13 protein-coding genes are annotated in these 16,451 nt (G+C 50.6%); 9 read left to right on the forward strand and 4 right to left on the reverse strand.

What is annotated here, in order from left to right; all coding sequences use genetic code 11:
- Positions 1 to 187: 187 nt before the first annotated feature.
- From M2108_RS30640 to M2108_RS30650, 3 genes are read right to left on the reverse strand one after another with little or no spacing between them, the layout of a single operon-like run.
- A complete protein-coding gene (locus M2108_RS30640; RefSeq protein ID WP_277473259.1) occupies positions 188 to 547 on the reverse strand; it encodes a GNAT family N-acetyltransferase in 360 nt (119 codons plus the stop codon).
- Entirely contained in the window at positions 547 to 738 is a 192-nt protein-coding gene (locus M2108_RS30645) for a hypothetical protein (RefSeq protein WP_277473258.1), read from the reverse strand. Before M2108_RS30645 ends, M2108_RS30640 begins: the two co-directional genes overlap by 1 nt.
- Positions 739 to 753: 15 nt before the next feature.
- Positions 754 to 984, reverse strand: coding sequence for a hypothetical protein (locus M2108_RS30650; RefSeq protein WP_277473257.1), 231 nt, complete (start codon positions 982 to 984; stop codon positions 754 to 756).
- 469 nt (positions 985 to 1,453) lie between these two features.
- Between M2108_RS30650 and M2108_RS30655 the strand changes: the two genes are divergently transcribed.
- The 8 genes from M2108_RS30655 (at position 1,454) to M2108_RS30690 (ending at position 14,422) form a co-directional block, all read left to right on the forward strand.
- Positions 1,454 to 1,783 (forward strand): antibiotic biosynthesis monooxygenase, encoded by a 330-nt coding sequence (locus M2108_RS30655; RefSeq protein ID WP_277473256.1) that lies wholly within the window; start codon positions 1,454 to 1,456, stop codon positions 1,781 to 1,783.
- 147 nt (positions 1,784 to 1,930) lie between these two features.
- Entirely contained in the window at positions 1,931 to 3,880 is a 1,950-nt protein-coding gene (locus tag M2108_RS30660; RefSeq protein ID WP_277473254.1) for a copper amine oxidase N-terminal domain-containing protein, read from the forward strand.
- A gap of 415 nt (positions 3,881 to 4,295) precedes the next feature.
- Positions 4,296 to 5,537, forward strand: a complete 1,242-nt coding sequence (locus tag M2108_RS30665) for a sugar ABC transporter substrate-binding protein (protein WP_277473253.1) — start codon at positions 4,296 to 4,298, stop codon at positions 5,535 to 5,537.
- Positions 5,538 to 5,658: 121 nt separating this feature from the next.
- Complete coding sequence (locus M2108_RS30670; protein WP_277473252.1) at positions 5,659 to 6,558, forward strand: carbohydrate ABC transporter permease; 900 nt, start codon at positions 5,659 to 5,661, stop codon at positions 6,556 to 6,558.
- Positions 6,559 to 6,600: 42 nt separating this feature from the next.
- The gene (locus tag M2108_RS30675; protein ID WP_277473251.1) at positions 6,601 to 7,425 is read left to right on the forward strand and encodes a carbohydrate ABC transporter permease; all 825 of its coding nucleotides are present in this window, start codon (positions 6,601 to 6,603) and stop codon (positions 7,423 to 7,425) included.
- A 41-nt stretch (positions 7,426 to 7,466) separates the two neighbouring features.
- The gene (locus tag M2108_RS30680) at positions 7,467 to 8,459 is read left to right on the forward strand and encodes a LacI family DNA-binding transcriptional regulator (RefSeq protein WP_277473250.1); all 993 of its coding nucleotides are present in this window, start codon (positions 7,467 to 7,469) and stop codon (positions 8,457 to 8,459) included.
- Between the two features lie 356 nt (positions 8,460 to 8,815).
- Positions 8,816 to 10,984, forward strand: a complete 2,169-nt coding sequence (locus M2108_RS30685) for a glycoside hydrolase family 3 N-terminal domain-containing protein (protein ID WP_277473249.1) — start codon at positions 8,816 to 8,818, stop codon at positions 10,982 to 10,984.
- Positions 10,985 to 11,038: 54 nt separating this feature from the next.
- Positions 11,039 to 14,422, forward strand: coding sequence for a GH36-type glycosyl hydrolase domain-containing protein (locus M2108_RS30690; RefSeq protein WP_277473248.1), 3,384 nt, complete (start codon positions 11,039 to 11,041; stop codon positions 14,420 to 14,422).
- A 77-nt stretch (positions 14,423 to 14,499) separates the two neighbouring features.
- Here the strand turns inward: M2108_RS30690 and M2108_RS30695 are convergent, their stop codons facing one another.
- Positions 14,500 to 15,099 (reverse strand): TetR/AcrR family transcriptional regulator, encoded by a 600-nt coding sequence (locus M2108_RS30695; protein WP_277473247.1) that lies wholly within the window; start codon positions 15,097 to 15,099, stop codon positions 14,500 to 14,502.
- A 290-nt stretch (positions 15,100 to 15,389) separates the two neighbouring features.
- Between M2108_RS30695 and M2108_RS30700 the strand changes: the two genes are divergently transcribed.
- A complete protein-coding gene (locus M2108_RS30700; protein ID WP_277473246.1) occupies positions 15,390 to 16,157 on the forward strand; it encodes an SDR family NAD(P)-dependent oxidoreductase in 768 nt (255 codons plus the stop codon).
- Positions 16,158 to 16,451: the final 294 nt, after the last annotated feature.

Here is a 16,451-nt window from a genome sequence, read left to right on the forward strand (position 1 = left end):
TTTTAGTTGTGGCTGTGGTAACTACAACTTTAGGGGGAACCGATTTGTTTGTGAAGGGCTATTTTTTCATGTCAGGTTCGGTGCAAGTGTATTGCTCTCAGCAGCCCGATAAGGGGAAATTTCCCATTAAATCGGAACAATGACCCATCAAACAGCCTCGTAAAGGGAAATTTCCCTCTACTGCCACTTACTTACCCGCGGCTGTCTCCTTAGGCCATTCCCTCTCCAGTACTGAGTAGATCAGCTCATTGCACCATTCCCGGTTGCAGTATCTGGTCCCGCGCAGTACGCCGTCTTTGGTCATGCCGGCCCGCTGTATGAGTCGTTCGGAGCGCTGGTTGCCGGCGTTGGCATATGCTATGATCCGGTGCGCGTTCAGCTCTTTGAAGGCATAACCGATCAGCAGCCGGACTGCTTCGGTTGCATATCCGTGTCTCCAGTACTCCGGGTGCAGCGCCCATACGATCTCCCATTCCCCGATGTCCTCCCAGTTCAGCTTGCTGCTGATAATTCCCGGCTGTGTTTGATCTGTTGCACGGCATACCATCAGCTTGAAATGTTCGCGCGACCATTTGCCAGATGTAGCAATACTCTATTGAAGTCAGCCTCAATCTGCACAGCATCAGGGCGGTTGTTTTCAAATTTAGATGACTGCTCACGCCCCTCTAACACAGCAAAAAATTTCCGTTCATTTTCACATAAATCCCTCAAAAGGATACGTTCACAGTCCAGCTCCATCACGCCACCCCTATTTTACAAGTTGTTGCTGAACCGGAATACCAGCTTGTTTCCGTCAAAAGTCTCTTCCACCGCTTCATGGTAGTTATGATTCGTATATCCTGCTACCGTCTTGCGCCAGAATCTTTGTCCGGTTATATTTTTGGCGGCCGGATTCGTGTACAGCTCCCAGGCGCCCTTGAAGCGCTCGAATACAGAGATGGCAGCTTGCTCCGCAACGCCGGCCCCGCGGAACGGCTGCAGCACAAAGAATTCGTTAACAAAATAATCAACCCCTTGTGCACAGTGGGGCGGCGTAGCAATAAGCGTAAATCCGGCAGGAAGTCCCCCGACTTTAAACAGAAAAGGGTACAGGCAGCCCGGCTTCTCCCACCAGATATTCTGAACATCGTATCGCTGGGCTAACGTCCGGATCTCCGGCTCTTCTTCATAAATCCCATGCTCATTCAGGACGGGCCCGTTATTCAGCCCATATTGGCCCGAAAGATCATGGAGATAAAGCGGGTAAAGGTTTTTGATAATATACGCTTCATGCGGTGCGGTGCGGCGAGCTCAACGGTCAGGTTCATATTCTGCCTGCTTTCCAAATAGATTTATTATCAGACTAGAAATGATAACGATTATCAATTAGAATAGAGTTAGTTGCGCATTCAACTATATCAGGCGGGGAAGATTGTGAGGCATTTGCAGTTCCCTATACACAGGAGGAATGATTATGTTAATCCAGACAAGATCCATAGTTGTAGAAAAAGGACACAGTGACAAGGTGATCAAGAGATTCAGCGCACCCGGAGCGCTTGAGGAAATGCCTGGCCTGATCGATATCAGCATCGCGCTCAACAAGAAGGGCAAGGACAGTGAAGAGGTGCTGCTCCTGATCCGCTGGGAGTCCGAAGATGCCTGGAAAAACTGGGAGAAGAGTGACTCGCACATCCAGGGCCACCGTAACAGCAGAGGCCAGGAGAAACCGGCCTACATTCTGGGCACAACCGTCAATATGTATGAGGTACAGAAGGTTAAAGAGGGTAAGGTTCACGAAAAATAGAGTTACAGTATTTAAATGGAACTGCAGGTGATCTTAGCGGATTGCAGGCAGTTTTTTGCTGCTTGGGCGTATCGAAATTCTTCTGGAATATCTTTGCATTTGTGATACATTAATGAGTGCGTCAAACACAAAGGGGGATTTTGGAAGATGAAAGGTTTAAAATGGGTGCTTGCAGCGGCAGTCTCCGCCGGCATTTTTGGTCAGACCGGGGGTGTGCTGCATGCGGCTGGACCGTCGATCATAGATTTTGACAGGGGGAGTTACCTGCTTAGTGACGGTACAGTATGGAAGCAGGATGTTGACAACGGAGGATATAAACAGCTTGATTTCGATCTGACCGAGATTCAGGAAGGCTATGGGATTACCGCGTCAGGTACTCTGGTTCGATTGCAGGGGAAGGGAGCTCCAGAAATGCTGAAGAGCATGACCGGGGTGGTACATATTTCCGGGAACTATTATTTGGATAATACAGGAACCATTCGTTACCTCGGCTATGGTGATCCTACGAGTTATACAGATATTGTGAAATTTGATGATTCCGAAAAAGGTTTGGCATTGCTTACTCGTTCCGGAGTCTTGAAGGCAGAGGGGTTCAGCGACAAAATTGATCAATTCGGCAGCAGCACAGAGGTTACGGCCATAGATAGTTATTCTGATTCCTACAGTTCTGTCGATGATGTGGCAGTGGTCCTGCAATCCGGAAAAGTGCTGCTGTACAACCGGTTTAATTTTGACAGGAATGATCTCTCTAAATATATTCCCGTAACCATCACCGAAAATGCAGCAGAAGCCCGATTCGATGACCAAGGGAACCTGGTTGTACGGATGAATGACGGTACCGTCTGGAGAACGGGGTCTTCTGAAGCTGACCGCTATAAGCTCACGGAATCATTCCCGGGTCTTAAAGGTGTAACTGGACTAATCTCTGTCTATAATCAAGGCATGTATGTAAAAACGCAGGACGGAAGCGTAGGGGATTATGATGTGCAGGCGGACCGTATGGAGAAGCTCACCCTGCCAGGTGTCACCGGTGTAACCTTCACGATGGAGAAGACCAGCCTTACGGTCGGGGACAAGGTCCCCGTGCAGATTACTGAGACCTGGACAGGCGGATCTACAAGAAAAGTACCGCTGAAGGATGCGGATTTGACGGTTGAAAACCCGGTGCTTTTGCAGAAGCTGAACGATGGAACCTTAAAGGCACTGGCGGTCGGAGTTACCAAAGTTACTGTGAAATCAGGAGCAGTCTCCAAAACGCTGGAGGTATCCATCAGTTCAGACGATATCATCACAACCGGAGCGCTGATCAGCGGCTCAATGTATCTGCCGGTTCAAGAGGTGTTCCAGCAGCTCGGTGCTTCGGTTCAATACAATGCCGGTACCAAAAGCTTCAGCATTAACCTGAATTCTACACCAGTTCAGCTCCAGCTCGGCAGTGATACGGCAATGGTGAACGGCAAGAAGGTTAAAATGAGCGGTAAAGTACAGACGGTAGATGGCGTAACGGTGTTTCCGGCAGCGCTGCTAAAGTCGGCGTTCGGAGCCGGGCTTGATTGGAATTCTTCTATTCAAAGCATGACGATAACCTTCGGCAAGGCTGAAATGCAGGTACAGACCAAGCAAACCGCCCTTATCTATAAGAAAAAAGCCCAGGGAAACCTGGCGAACCTGATCGGCAAAAGCTATTGGGTCAACTTTTTTGATGTCAATTACCGGTTTCAAAAAATAACGATCGTTGATGTACTTCCTGATTATAACGGGAACTTCGCTCTTGCCATGAAGCTAGCTTCAGGAAAAGTACTGAAAACGCATGAGATGACCGGGGCGGAAATTATAAGTACGCTGGCTGATAAAGATGAGTTTCTAACAGCAGACCCTTACAAAACCTACAAGTGGTCAAGTAAAGTGTGGGACGATATTAAGGCAGGATACGTAAGCATCGGTATGACGAAGCAGCAGGTCGAGTTAAGCTGGGGTACACCGGCTAGCAAGTCTGCTGCCGTAGGAGGCGGCATCCGTGTAGAGACCTGGCAGTATGCCGGTTATGATTATGTGACCTTCACCAACGGCGTAGTTTCGTTTATTTATACCAGCTGATTTAAATAGACTAAGGCCGGAAGCTGTTTCAAGTGCGTAAACCGCAAATGAAGCAGCTTCCGGCTTTTTTGTGCACGGCTATGCATAGCTGACCACGGAAAAGTTTTTTGTGTAAGGTACTTGAAATCGCTAACACTTAGTCTTATAATATGGTTATCGAAACGATTCGATTAAAGAATGAAAGAACTACTACTGTCTGGAGGCCTGTTACGGGTAAACGAGAGTGAAAGCGTTGTTAATCTCGTTTCAAGCGCTGGAAATCAGGTTAATAACATCTTAAATGCGTTGTTCAGGCTAGAAATGATGTGCGGTAACTCGAATTTTTTTTCGATACTAATCGAAACGTTTCGATGTAAGGGCTTTATTTCATAGCACTTTCAAGTTTGGCACACACTATAACAGGGGTGAAAGAAGAATGAAAAAGAAAACCGGAGTTAAGATTGCAGCACTACTGATGAGCTTTTCCTTGGTTGCAGCAGGCTGCGGCAATTCAAACAATTCTGCTGCCGGAGACAGCAAAACTTTAAAAGTATGGTTTATGGGTACAGCGGATACAGTCGAACCGATTGCTGAAATGTATGAAGCTGCGAATCCTGGCATTACAGTAGATGTGCAAGCGATCCCTTGGGATACGGCACATGATAAACTGCTGACCGCAGTAGCATCCAAAAACGGCCCTGACGTTGTTCAGATGGGTACGACCTGGGTTCCTGAATTTGCAGCCGCCGGCGCCCTGAAAGACCTGACTCCTTATATCGAACAATATCCAAGCATGAAAGCGGAGAACTTCTTTGAAGGTGCTGTTGAAACCACAAAGTATGAAGATCAGACGGTAGGTATTCCGTTCTATGTAGAGACACGTGCTATGTTTTACCGGACGGATCTGCTCAGTGAAGTAGGTTATCCAGAGGGTCCCAAGACCTGGGATGAGCTGAAGGATGCCAGCAAAAAGCTGGTCGAAAAGGGTGGAGCCGGTCATTATGCCATGCCGATCGAAGGTAAAGACTCTATCTACCCTGTTATCTTTGCCTGGCAGAACGGCAGTGACATTATTGACGCAAACCGCCAGCCGCAGTTCAATGAGCCGGCTTATGTAGAAACGGTTGACTTCCTGAAAAGCTTCTATGATGAAGGGTTATCGCCAAAAGGCACAGACCTCGACACCGTTGCAGCATTCAAAGACGGCAAAATGGCCATGTTCATCAGCGGACCTTGGATGATTCAGACCGTTAAAGATAAAGCTCCTGAGATTGATGGCAAATGGGCTGTAACTACCCTGCCGGCCAAAGTAACGAATACCTCTTCGATCGGCGGTTCGGATCTGTCCATCTTCAACTACAGCAAAAATCCTGATGAAGCCGCCAAGTTCATTGCGTTCATGGCTGAACAGGAAGCACAGCTGAAATACTATGAAACTTCGAACTCCATGCCTGCCCTGAAGGCTGCCTGGTCCAACGAAGCGCTTAGTGATCCGATGATTGCCGCTTTTGGTAAACAGCTGGAAAATTCACGTCCCGCCCCTACCGTTAAAGAGTACGAAGAGATTGCCCAGGCGGCAATCGCTGCCTTTGAACAAATTACAATCGGCGGTGCTGATACACAGACTGAGCTGGATAAGCTGAATGACAAGGCTAATGAACTGCTCGGGAACAAATAAACAGGCTTAATGCCAACAGGCGGACTGCCGGGATCTCGCCCTGAGGCTGAGGTTCCGGCAGTCAGCTTGTTTCTCTTCCTGACGGGAGAGAGGGGATAGAAAGGGAAAGGGTGTGAGGCAAGTGAGCTCATTGGTGAAGCAACTGAACAAGCATAAGGTTCCATATTTGTTTATCGCTCCGGCAGTCATCCTGCTGACGCTGTTTTCGATCATTCCGATCATCATTGCACTTGTAATCAGCTTTACGGATATGGATCTGGTCGGCCTTGCGGATTATTCGAATATCAGCGGGATCGGCTTCAGCAACTATATTGATATTTTTAAAGATCCGATTTTTTTGAAATCGATGTATAATACCTTGATTTATGTAGTAGTTGGAGTACCAATGGTTGTCATTGCCTCCATGGCCGTTGCTTTGCTGCTTAACTATGGTACCGGCTGGCTGTTCAAAAGCTTCCGGGTTATCTATTACATGCCCTCCATCACGAACATTGTGGCGGTAGCAGTGGTATGGGGCTATCTGTATAACGGGTCTTACGGATTATTTAACTACGTACTCTCCTGGTTTGGTTTACCGGCGCAGCAGTGGCTTCAGGACCCTGTTCTGGCTAAATTTTCGCTGATTCTGCTGGCGTTCTGGAAATCAATCGGTCTGAATATGATCATCTTCCTGGCAGCTCTGCAGGGAATTCCGCGTTCCTATTACGAAGCAGCTGAAATCGACGGTGCGACCGGGTGGAAAAAGCTGCGCTATATTACCGTTCCCCTGCTGGGATTCGCTACTTTCTTTGTGACCATTACGACCTTGATCGGCTGGATTCAATTCTTCGAAGAACCGCTGGTAATGACCAAGGGCGGACCGCTGAATGCCACGATGTCGATGGCGCTCTTTATTTACAATAACGGGTTCCAGCTCAGCAAATTCGGTTATGCGGCCTCCGGCTCATTCGTGTTGTTCATCATTATCATTATTGCGACACTGATCCAATTCGCGGTCAAAAAGAAAGAAGTGGAATATTAAGCTGCGGCCGAACGCCGCCGGCTTAAGAAGGAGGGAACTGGCATGGCTCTTAGAATGAAGAGAGTGGAAAAAGGAATTATGATTACGCTGCTCATCCTCGGAGGACTTCTGATGATGGTGCCGTTTATCTGGATGATCGGATCATCCTTTAAGCCTGAAAATGAATTTACGGTGATCCCGCCGACGCTGTTCCCGAATCATCCCACATTTAACAATTACCGGGATCTGTTCGTTAAAATGGACTTTCTTGTATATTTGAAGAACACGCTGATTATCGTTTTGTGTTCCTTTGTCGGGCTGTTCCTGAATGCAATGGCCGGATATGCATTTGCCAAATTTGATTTTCCAGGCAGAAACAAATTCTTCTATATTATCCTGGCAACCATGATGATCCCCGGCCAGGTGACGATGATCCCGACTTATCTGATCATCAATCAGATGGGCCTGGTGAATACCATGGCGGGAATCGTGCTGCCGGGGCTGGTTGGCGCGTTCGCGATTTTCCTGTTCCGCCAGTTTATGACGACGATTCCGATCGATCTGCTGGAGGCGGCAAGACTTGACGGTGCGGGCGAATTCCGGATCTTTTTCCAGCTGATTGTGCCGATTGTCAAACCGGTATTTGCCGTTCAGGGAATTCTGACCTTTATCGGTGCCTGGAACAGCTTCCTGTGGCCGCTGATTATTGCGAACGACGAGCGGCTATATACGCTGTCTGTCGGGTTGTCACTGCTTAAGGGACAATACGGAACGGAGTTCGGGCTGCAGATGGCCGGCGCCGCCTTTATGGTTATTCCTATCATTATTATATTTATCTTCTTCCAAAAGCATATCATAGAAGGATATACGATCTCCGGCATAAAATAGTATAAGTAACCAATTGCTAGGCTCAGGAAGGATTGAATCAGATGGCAACAATCAAGGACGTGGCGAAGCTGGCCGGCGTGGCGCTCTCAACAGCCTCCTATGCGATGAGCGGAGACAGCAAGGTCAGCGCAAAGACGAGAGAAAAGGTGCTGGAAGCGGCACGGCAGCTTAATTATCAGAAGAACGGTTTTGCTATGGATTTGAAGCGGAGCCGGACCAATACAATAGCCCTTATACTGCGGGACCTGTCAGGTCCTTATTATTCGGAATTGATCCGCAGCATTCAGGATGTAGCTTTAACGAATTCTTATGATCTGATTGCCTGCAGCTCCATGGGCGGTCAAGGCTCAACAGCTGTCCGTTACATGATGGAAAAGCGGGTTGACGGGGCAATTGTGCTGGCCCATAACATAACAGATGAGATTCTGCATGCAGCTGCCGGACCGCGCTTTCCGATTGTCGTTATGGACCGGCTGATTGCCGGTGAAGGGCTGATCAATGTAGTGGTTGACGGAGAGCAGGGCGGTTACAGTGCCACCCGGCACCTTATCGAGAACGGCCACAGCGCAATCGCCTATATTAGCGGACCGGCCGATTCCTATGACAATGCTCTGCGGTATCAGGGGTATCTGCGTGCGATGCATGAAGCCGGTCTTGCTGAAAAGGCCAAATGGAAGCTCAGCGGCAATTTCATCCGTGAAGGCGGCTATAAAGCCACCAAAATGATGCTGATGCAGGGCGAGCTGCCGACAGCGGTATTCTTTGCTAACGATGAAATGGCTGTAGGCGGGATGAAAGCCTTCGAGGAAGCTAAGATATCTGTACCGGAGGATATTTCAGTCATCGGATTCGACGATATTCAGCTGGCCGAATATATTCATCCTCCACTGACGACGATCCGCCAGCCGATGTACGAATCAGGCTCGCTCGCCGGCCATTTGCTCTTCCAGATGCTTAACGGAGATGCGGTTAACGATTTTTACAAGCTTAAGATCGAGCTGATGGAGCGTAAATCGGTTAAAATACAGAGTTAATCAGAGTGAATAGCTTGGGCTTATGTACAGATGTCGTTATATTCCGAAACACTCGGAATGAAGCAGGGCGGTGCCTTTCACTTATTTAAGTGAGGAACTGCCCGGGCTTGTCCAGCGTGCTTTTGCCATTTCAGGCCGCAGGGAGGATACATTTGCTGCCGTCAGCTGACAAGAATGCTGGATTGGCTCCCTTTATAGTACCTTTGCGGATTTGCCAAGAGCAGCGGCTACATGTCGAAACGAATAGAAACGTTTATGATTTTATGATATATAACATCAATTAAACCCTTATTTTAAAAGGGATAAGTAAAGAAAAACGATTCGATTAGAATTGTTTTGGTAGGGGGAATACAGCCATGACTGAGCACTTATACAACAAATATGTGAAGCATATGACCCTTGAAGAAAAAGTCGCCCAGCTTCTGCAGCTGGCAGCTCCATTCTATGATGAGCCGGGTGACGAATCGGAAATTACCGGTCCGATGGAAGAGCTCGGCATCGGCAGTGAGGCCGTCCGCAATGCCGGTTCAGTGCTGGGCGTAGCCGGTGCCGCTCGAATGATGGCGGTGCAGAAAGCACATCTGGAGAATAACCGGCTTGGCATTCCGCTGCTGTTTATGGCGGATATTGTCCATGGTTTTAAGACCATATTCCCGATCCCTCTGGCAATCGGCAGCTCCTGGAATCCGGAGCTTGCGGAGAAGAGCGCCGAGATTGCAGCAAGGGAAGCAGCTGTCTCCGGTCTGCACGTAACCTTTGCGCCTATGGTCGATTTGACCCGTGATCCGCGCTGGGGGCGGGTGATGGAATCGACCGGCGAAGACCCGTACCTGAACGGTGTATTCGCGGAAGCCTTCGTAAAGGGCTTCCAGGGAGAGGACCTAGCGGGCGATTACTCCCGTGTAGCTGCATGCGTCAAGCACTTTGCCGCTTATGGCGCTGCTGAGGGCGGCAGGGACTATAACACTGTGGACCTGTCTGAACGCCAGCTGCGTGAATATTACCTTCCTGCCTATAAAGCCGCTGTAGATGCCGGAGCAGAGATGGTCATGACCTCGTTCAACATCGTTGACGGGATCCCGGCAACCGGCAACCGCAAGCTGCTGCGTGATCTGCTGCGGACAGAATGGGGCTTTGACGGAGTCATTATTTCAGACTGGGCATCCATCAAGGAAATGGTCGCCCACGGTGCGGCAGAGGATGATAAGGAAGCGGCCTTCAAAGCGATCCGGGCCGGTGTGGATATCGACATGATGACAACCAGCTATCTGCATCATCTGCCTCAGCTGGTGGATGAAGGGCTTGTCGATGAAGCCCTGATTGATGAGGCAGTGCTGCGTATCCTGCAGCTCAAAGAAAAGCTCGGCTTGTTCGCAAGCCCGACACGCGGAGCTGACCCGGTGCTGGAGAAGGAAATCGTATTCTCCGCTGAGCACCGTCAGGCGGCACGCGAGCTGGCAGAGAAGTCGAGTGTGCTGCTGAAGAATGAAGGTGTATTGCCGCTCCGGCCGGAGCAGCGGGTAGCCGTGATAGGTCCTTTTGCGTCCAGCGGCGATATTCTGGGCTGGTGGTCGTGGACCGGCTCCAAGGAGCATGCGGTGAAGCTCAGTGATGCCATGCGTTCAGCAATTGGTAATCCTGATCTTATTACAGTAGCCGAAGGCTCAGGCATTGAGACGATAACCGCAGAGCAGAAAGCGGAAGCCTTGAGTGCAGCTGAGGGGGCCGATGTGATTGTGCTGGCCCTCGGCGAATCCTCCGACATGAGCGGCGAGGGCGGCAGCCGTACTAACATCAGGCTGCCTGAGGCGCAGCTGGAATTGATCCGGGCCATGAAGGAGCTCGGCAAGCCGCTGGCTGTCGTACTGTTCAACGGCCGTCCGCTTGACCTGCATGGGGTGTACGACCAGGCGGATGCCGTGCTGGAAGCCTGGTTCCCGGGCAGTGAAGGCGGGGCTGCACTGGCCGGCCTGCTGTACGGACGCGTGAATCCTTCCGGCCGGCTGACCATGTCATTCCCTGATTCAGCAGGACAGATCCCGGTCTATTACAACCATTTCAATACCGGCAGGCCAAAGCCGGAAGTGGAGGACGGCAACCGTTATATCTCCAAATATATCGATGCTCCGAACGAGCCGCTGCTGCCGTTCGGGTTCGGACTTAGCTATACAACCTTTGATTATGAAGGCCTGACGCTTTCCTCTGACACGATGACAACAGGTCAGGTGCTTGAGGTAAAGGTGACGATCACCAATACCGGCAGCGTAACGGGAACTGAGACTGTTCAGCTGTATGTAGGTGATATTTCCGGTGAAGTAGTCCGTCCGGTCAAGGAGCTGAAAGCCTTCCGGCAGATCGGGCTGGACCCGGGCGAAACCACGGAGGTAGCATTTACCATCGGTGAAGAACAGCTCCGCTATCATCACAGTGACCTCAGTGTCACCAGCGACAGCGGCAGGTTTAATGTATATGTGGGGGCGAACAGCCGTGATGTGCTGTCTGCCGGGTTCGTTTTACTCAAGTAAACTAACAGACATAATAACGGTGTAAAGCCGTAACAGATAAGGAAGTGAAGAGAAATGACAACTGCAACCGGCTCCAAGCTTACACTGCAAAAAGGCGGTCTTAGCTTTACATTTCTGGAAAGCGGAGACCTTTATCAGGCGTCAGGCGGGCAGATGATGATTAACCAGCTGCTGGCTAACAGCGTAGACGGTGCTGCGGGTAATCTATATGTACGTCTGTACCATCCGGACGGTATTCAGGCATTTCCTCTGCTCGGTGTCAAATCGGGAAGCACCTTCAGCCGGGACGGGGAGCGGCTTGTGTGGCAGGGGGAGATTCCAACAGGTTCCGGAGCTCAGGACAGCCCGGATAAGCTGGGGTACCAGGTCACTTTTACGCTGGCAGAGGAGAATGCCTGGTTCTGGGATGTACGGATAAAGGGCAAGTCGGCCCTGATGGATATTATTTATACCCAGGATGTGGGTATAGCTGCACCTGGTGCCGTAACCAGCAATGAGGCCTATTTGTCCCAATATATCGACCACTCCGTTTTCACGGATCAGGCAGGTGGCTATGTCGTCTGTTCCCGCCAGAACCAGCCGCAAGGCGGAAAGTTCCCGTATCTGCAGCAGGGGCTAATCGGCGGGGCAGCGGGATATTCCACCGAGGGCTTCCAGTTCTTCGGCTTGTCCTACAAAGAAACGGACAGACCGGAAGCACTGTACAAGGAGAGTCTGGCCAATAAAGTATATCAATATGAATTTGCTTATACTGCGCTGCAGTCTCCAAAGACGGAGCTTAAAGGCGAAGCTGCCTTTACCTTCTACGGCTTGTTCCGGGAGGATCATCCTGCAGCTGTGACCGGCCTTGAATTTGCTGATCAGCTGCGGTCTGCCTGGAGCAGTGTTGAGTCGCTTGCCTCTGTAAAGCCGGACAGCAGCCGTCCGGAAAGGAAAGCGGCATCTGCGCGGATCGGAGTTCCTGTACAGACACAGGAGCTGTCCGATGAAGAGCTGGATAGCCTTTTCCCGCAGCGGTACCAGGAGGAACGCGAAGACGGAGAGCTGCTGGCCTTTTTTACCGGAACGTATGAGCATGTTGTTCTTAAACGCAAGGAGTTGCTTGTAGAACGGCCGCACGGGCATATATTGATGAGCGGAGACAATGCGCGGCTGAATGCTGAGGTGATCACAACTACATCCTATATGTACGGGATTTTCAATTCCCAGGTCGTCGTCGGCAATACCAATTTCAACAAAATGCTGTCCAATGCCCGCAATGCGCTGAACGTCAATAAAACGTCTGGCCAGCGGATCTATGTCGAGCTGGATGGACAATTCCGTCTGCTGACCATGCCGTCACTGTTCGAGATCGGCTTTAACTATGCACGTTGGCACTACAAGACGGCTGAAGATACGTTTATTATTACGAACTATACAGCGATAAACGCGCCTGAGATCAGACTGCATGTCACTTCGGCAAGCGGAAAAGCCTACCGCTTCCTTGTCAGCAATCAGATAACCATGAACGTGGCTGAATATGAGCTGCCTTACCAGATGTCACAGGATAAGGATGGCGGACTGGTCTTCCGGGCTGCCGAAAGTGGCCTGAGTGCATCTGTCTATCCTGAGCTGGCCTACAAAATCACCGTGGACGGAGCAGCCTGCAGAGCGGGGGATGAATCGCTGCTGGCAGCCGGAGCTGCACCGGGCACTGCTTCCCTTGCGGTGCTTGAACTGGATGCAAGCAGTGAGTGGACACTTACCTTCCAGGGAACGCTGGACGGACAATTCCGTACTCGGGCGGCAGCCGGATTTGAAGCGGAGAGAAGCGGTTACCGTGATTTTCTGGCGGGCGTCATGAACGGCTTTCAATTGAAAAAAGAGGACGGGGAGCAGGCAGAGCTGTTCAAGGTAAATGCCCTGGCCTGGTGGTATACCCACAATATGCTGGTCCACTATTCCGTGCCTCACGGACTGGAGCAGTATGGCGGAGCAGCCTGGGGTACACGGGATGTATGCCAGGGGCCTGTGGAGTACTTCCTTGCCACGCATAAATATGAACAGGTACGGGAAATTCTGCTGACCGTGTTTGCCCATCAGTATGAAGATGACGGCAACTGGCCGCAATGGTTCATGTTTGACAAATACGCTTCTATTCAGCAGGAGGAGAGCCATGGCGATATCATTGTCTGGCCGCTCAAGGTGCTTGGCGACTACCTGCGGGCAACCCGGGATTATGCGGTGCTGGATGAGCGGATTCCTTATACCCGCAAACACAGCTTCGATTTCACTGAGGCTGCCTACTCTTTGAGAGAACATGCGCATAAAGAACTGGATTACATCAAGTCCCACTTCCTGCATGATACCTTCTTGTCCTCCTATGGAGACGGGGACTGGGATGATACGCTGCAGCCGGCGAACGCCCAGCTCAAGCAGTATATGGTCAGCAGCTGGACAGTGGCTTTGACCTACCAGACGGTTCTAGGCCTGGCCACGGTGCTTCAGGATACGGACGCCGGCTGGTCGGATGAGCTGAAGCAGCTGACTGAAGGCATCAAAGCCGACTTTAACCGTTATATGCTTGGCACCGAAGTTATTCCGGGCTTCCTGTACTTTGAAGACCCCGAGCAGGCCAAGCTGATGCTGCATCCGGAAGACAAGGAAACAGGCATCCAGTACCGCCTGCTGCCGATGACCCGCAGCATGATCGGTGAGCTGCTTACCCCTGAGCAGATGGAGGCGCACTACAAGCTGATCCAGGAACAGTTCCTGTGCCCGGACGGTGTAAGGCTGATGAACCATCCGGCACAGTATGCCGGCGGGGTGAGCACACACTTTAAACGTGCGGAGCAGGCAGCCAACTTCGGCCGCGAAATCGGCCTGCAGTACGTGCATGCCCACATCCGCTTCGTGGAAGCGATGGCCAAGATCGGTGCAACCGATCAGGTCTGGAAGGGCCTCGCCACCATCAATCCGGTCGGTATCCGTGATAGCGTGCCGAATGCCGAGCTGCGCCAGAGCAATGCCTACTTCAGCAGCTCCGACGGCAAATTTGCCAACCGCTATGAAGCGCAGGACCGTTTCCATGAGCTGCGTGACGGGTCTGTTCCGGTCAAAGGCGGCTGGAGAATCTATTCCAGCGGTCCGGGAATCTACATGAACCAGCTGATCTCGAATGTGCTCGGTATCCGTGAAGACGGCGGCGACCTGATCTTGGACCCGGTACTGCCTGCTGAGCTTGACGGCACCCGGTTTGATTTTGAATTCGGCGGCGCTCCCGTGACCTTTGTTTATCACTGCCAGGAGGGCGGACTGCGCTCAGCTTCTGTGAACGGCCGGGAAGTAGAAGCGGTGCGGCTCGCTAACCCTTACCGGCTTGGCGGCCTGCGGATTGCCCGTGAAGAGGTTCAGCGCGACGCAGGTTCAGGGAGAACAGTCATTGATATTTATATGTAACTATAGAATAAGCGGCGCAGGCCAGCTTGTATCCGGATGGGGTACAAGCGGTCTGCGCCGCTTTTTTATGCAGCAACTCAGTTTCTTTTAAACACAATATGATCCATTCTGCTGTTAACGAGCGCCATTAGTTGCCCGGCCATATATTCCGCAGAGTATTTAAAACCGGTTTTTGCCCAATAATCAATGACCCCTACAGTGGCTGACAGCTGGTAGCTGAGCAGAATTTCATAATCGAGCGGGGGACTATTATCCTCCATCTCGATATGCATATCCTCACGCATGGATCTCCGCAGTGTATCGTAGAGCTCGACCGAAGTTTTTCCGCGCTGGGCGGAGCTTAAGGCAAGGTAATCCCTTTTGTGCTGTTCAATATGCTGAAAAAGCTGCAATGTGGACGGATAAATACCCGTAGCCTCAATTTTCTCCATACCTTCATAAGGCAGCAGCAAGACCTCCGAGACATTCCGCAAGAAATCATCATGAATATCCCGGAGCAGGTCCTCCTTACTTACAAAATGCTTATAAAAGGTTCCGCGGTTATAGTCCGCGCGCTCAGCGATATCCATAATGGTTACTGCTTCATAGCCCTTTTCCAGAATCAGATCCACAAAGGCTGTCTTCAGTGCCTGCCGGGTACGTCTGACCCTCCTGTTCAAATCCTCTTCGCGTTCCAATTCTATCGGCCTCCGTAACGTTTGTATCGTATCTTTTTATTATAACCGTAAGGTCTGAATAGAAAAAAGATTAACTGTTAAAAATTAAAGTGCACAAAAAGCAGTAAAATGTTCAAAATACTGAATCGCGGGTTACATTTTATACTGCGGTGTCGCCTAATCGACAATATCTTATATTTTGATTATTGTCATGACAAGTAAAACGGGTGTAAGCTTGTTTCAAGAGATAAGGCGATTTTGTTACAAAATCCTCTTACTCACCCACTACAACATAAAGGAAGCGAATGATAATGAGTCAATCACAAGTTAAAACAGCTGTTATCACGGGTGCCGCAGGCGGTATCGGAAAAGAGCTTGCCCGCCGTCTCGCCGAGCGCAAGCTGAATCTGGTTCTGGTCGATTTGAATGAGGAAGCCATTCATGCAGTCATTCAGGAGCTTGGCTTGGACGACTCCAACTCACTGGCTGTTACAGCCGATGTATCCAAAGAGGAAGATGTGCAGAACTATGTTAACCAGGCGGTGGCGAAATTCGGTACGATTGATTATTTTGCCAACAATGCCGGCATTGAAGGCCCGTCCGGGCTGGTGGAAGAGCTGAGTGTGAAGTCACTCGACCTGGTGTATAACGTCAATGTCCGCGGAGTATTTCTGGGGCTGCAGTATGTTATCCCTGTCATGAAAAAACAAAAATCCGGCGCCATCCTCAACACCTCCTCACTGGCAGGTCTTATGGGTGCTCCGGGAATGTCTCCCTATATTATGTCCAAGCACGCGGTGATCGGCCTGACCAGAGTTACTGCCAATGAGCTGGCCCCGTTCGGTATCCGTGTCAACGCCGTACTGCCGGGAACCATCAACACGCAGATGATGCGCAAGATCGAGCAAAATTCAGGCAGCGCCGATGACTTCAAGGCTGCCAATGAGGCAGCAACACCGATGGGACGCTATGGTGAACCGCAGGAGGTTGCGGCTGTCATGAACTTCCTGCTCTCCGAAGAAGCTTCGTTCGTTACCGCTTCGCTCTACACCGTTGACGGCGGAATGATGGGACAATAAACGGTTGGCTCGACCGAATGCTGTGCTTATCAGGCTACAAAAATAGTGCCCCGCCAAGGGCACTATTTTATTTTGGTTTTACGAAATGGTGCACTAGTTAATCTAAGTGGAAAAACGCCATCTATTTCTTTACGAAAAGGCCGTTTAGAGGAATTAGATGGAAAAACGCTACCTATTTCTCCGGTTTTCGCCCCAAATAGGTAGCGTCAAGAAGTTTGTGTAAGAGAGTAAAAGTGGGTTCTCAGGTGTTTGTTAATAGGTGTGGGTGTCCTTGGGGGCGGGGGAACCCCGCCC

This window comes from Paenibacillus sp. PastM-3, from assembly GCF_029893965.1.
Classification (GTDB): Bacteria; Bacillota; Bacilli; order Paenibacillales; family Paenibacillaceae; genus Paenibacillus_AQ.

Coding starts and splice junctions, on each gene's coding strand:
- M2108_RS30640 (WP_277473259.1), bottom strand. CDS start 547: ATGGTATGCCGTGCAACAGATCAAACACAGCCGGGAATTATCAGCAGC.
- M2108_RS30645 (WP_277473258.1), bottom strand. CDS start 738: ATGGAGCTGGACTGTGAACGTATCCTTTTGAGGGATTTATGTGAAAAT.
- M2108_RS30655 (WP_277473256.1), top strand. CDS start 1,454: ATGTTAATCCAGACAAGATCCATAGTTGTAGAAAAAGGACACAGTGAC.
- M2108_RS30660 (WP_277473254.1), top strand. CDS start 1,931: ATGAAAGGTTTAAAATGGGTGCTTGCAGCGGCAGTCTCCGCCGGCATT.
- M2108_RS30665 (WP_277473253.1), top strand. CDS start 4,296: ATGAAAAAGAAAACCGGAGTTAAGATTGCAGCACTACTGATGAGCTTT.
- M2108_RS30675 (WP_277473251.1), top strand. CDS start 6,601: ATGGCTCTTAGAATGAAGAGAGTGGAAAAAGGAATTATGATTACGCTG.
- M2108_RS30680 (WP_277473250.1), top strand. CDS start 7,467: ATGGCAACAATCAAGGACGTGGCGAAGCTGGCCGGCGTGGCGCTCTCA.
- M2108_RS30685 (WP_277473249.1), top strand. CDS start 8,816: ATGACTGAGCACTTATACAACAAATATGTGAAGCATATGACCCTTGAA.
- M2108_RS30690 (WP_277473248.1), top strand. CDS start 11,039: ATGACAACTGCAACCGGCTCCAAGCTTACACTGCAAAAAGGCGGTCTT.
- M2108_RS30700 (WP_277473246.1), top strand. CDS start 15,390: ATGAGTCAATCACAAGTTAAAACAGCTGTTATCACGGGTGCCGCAGGC.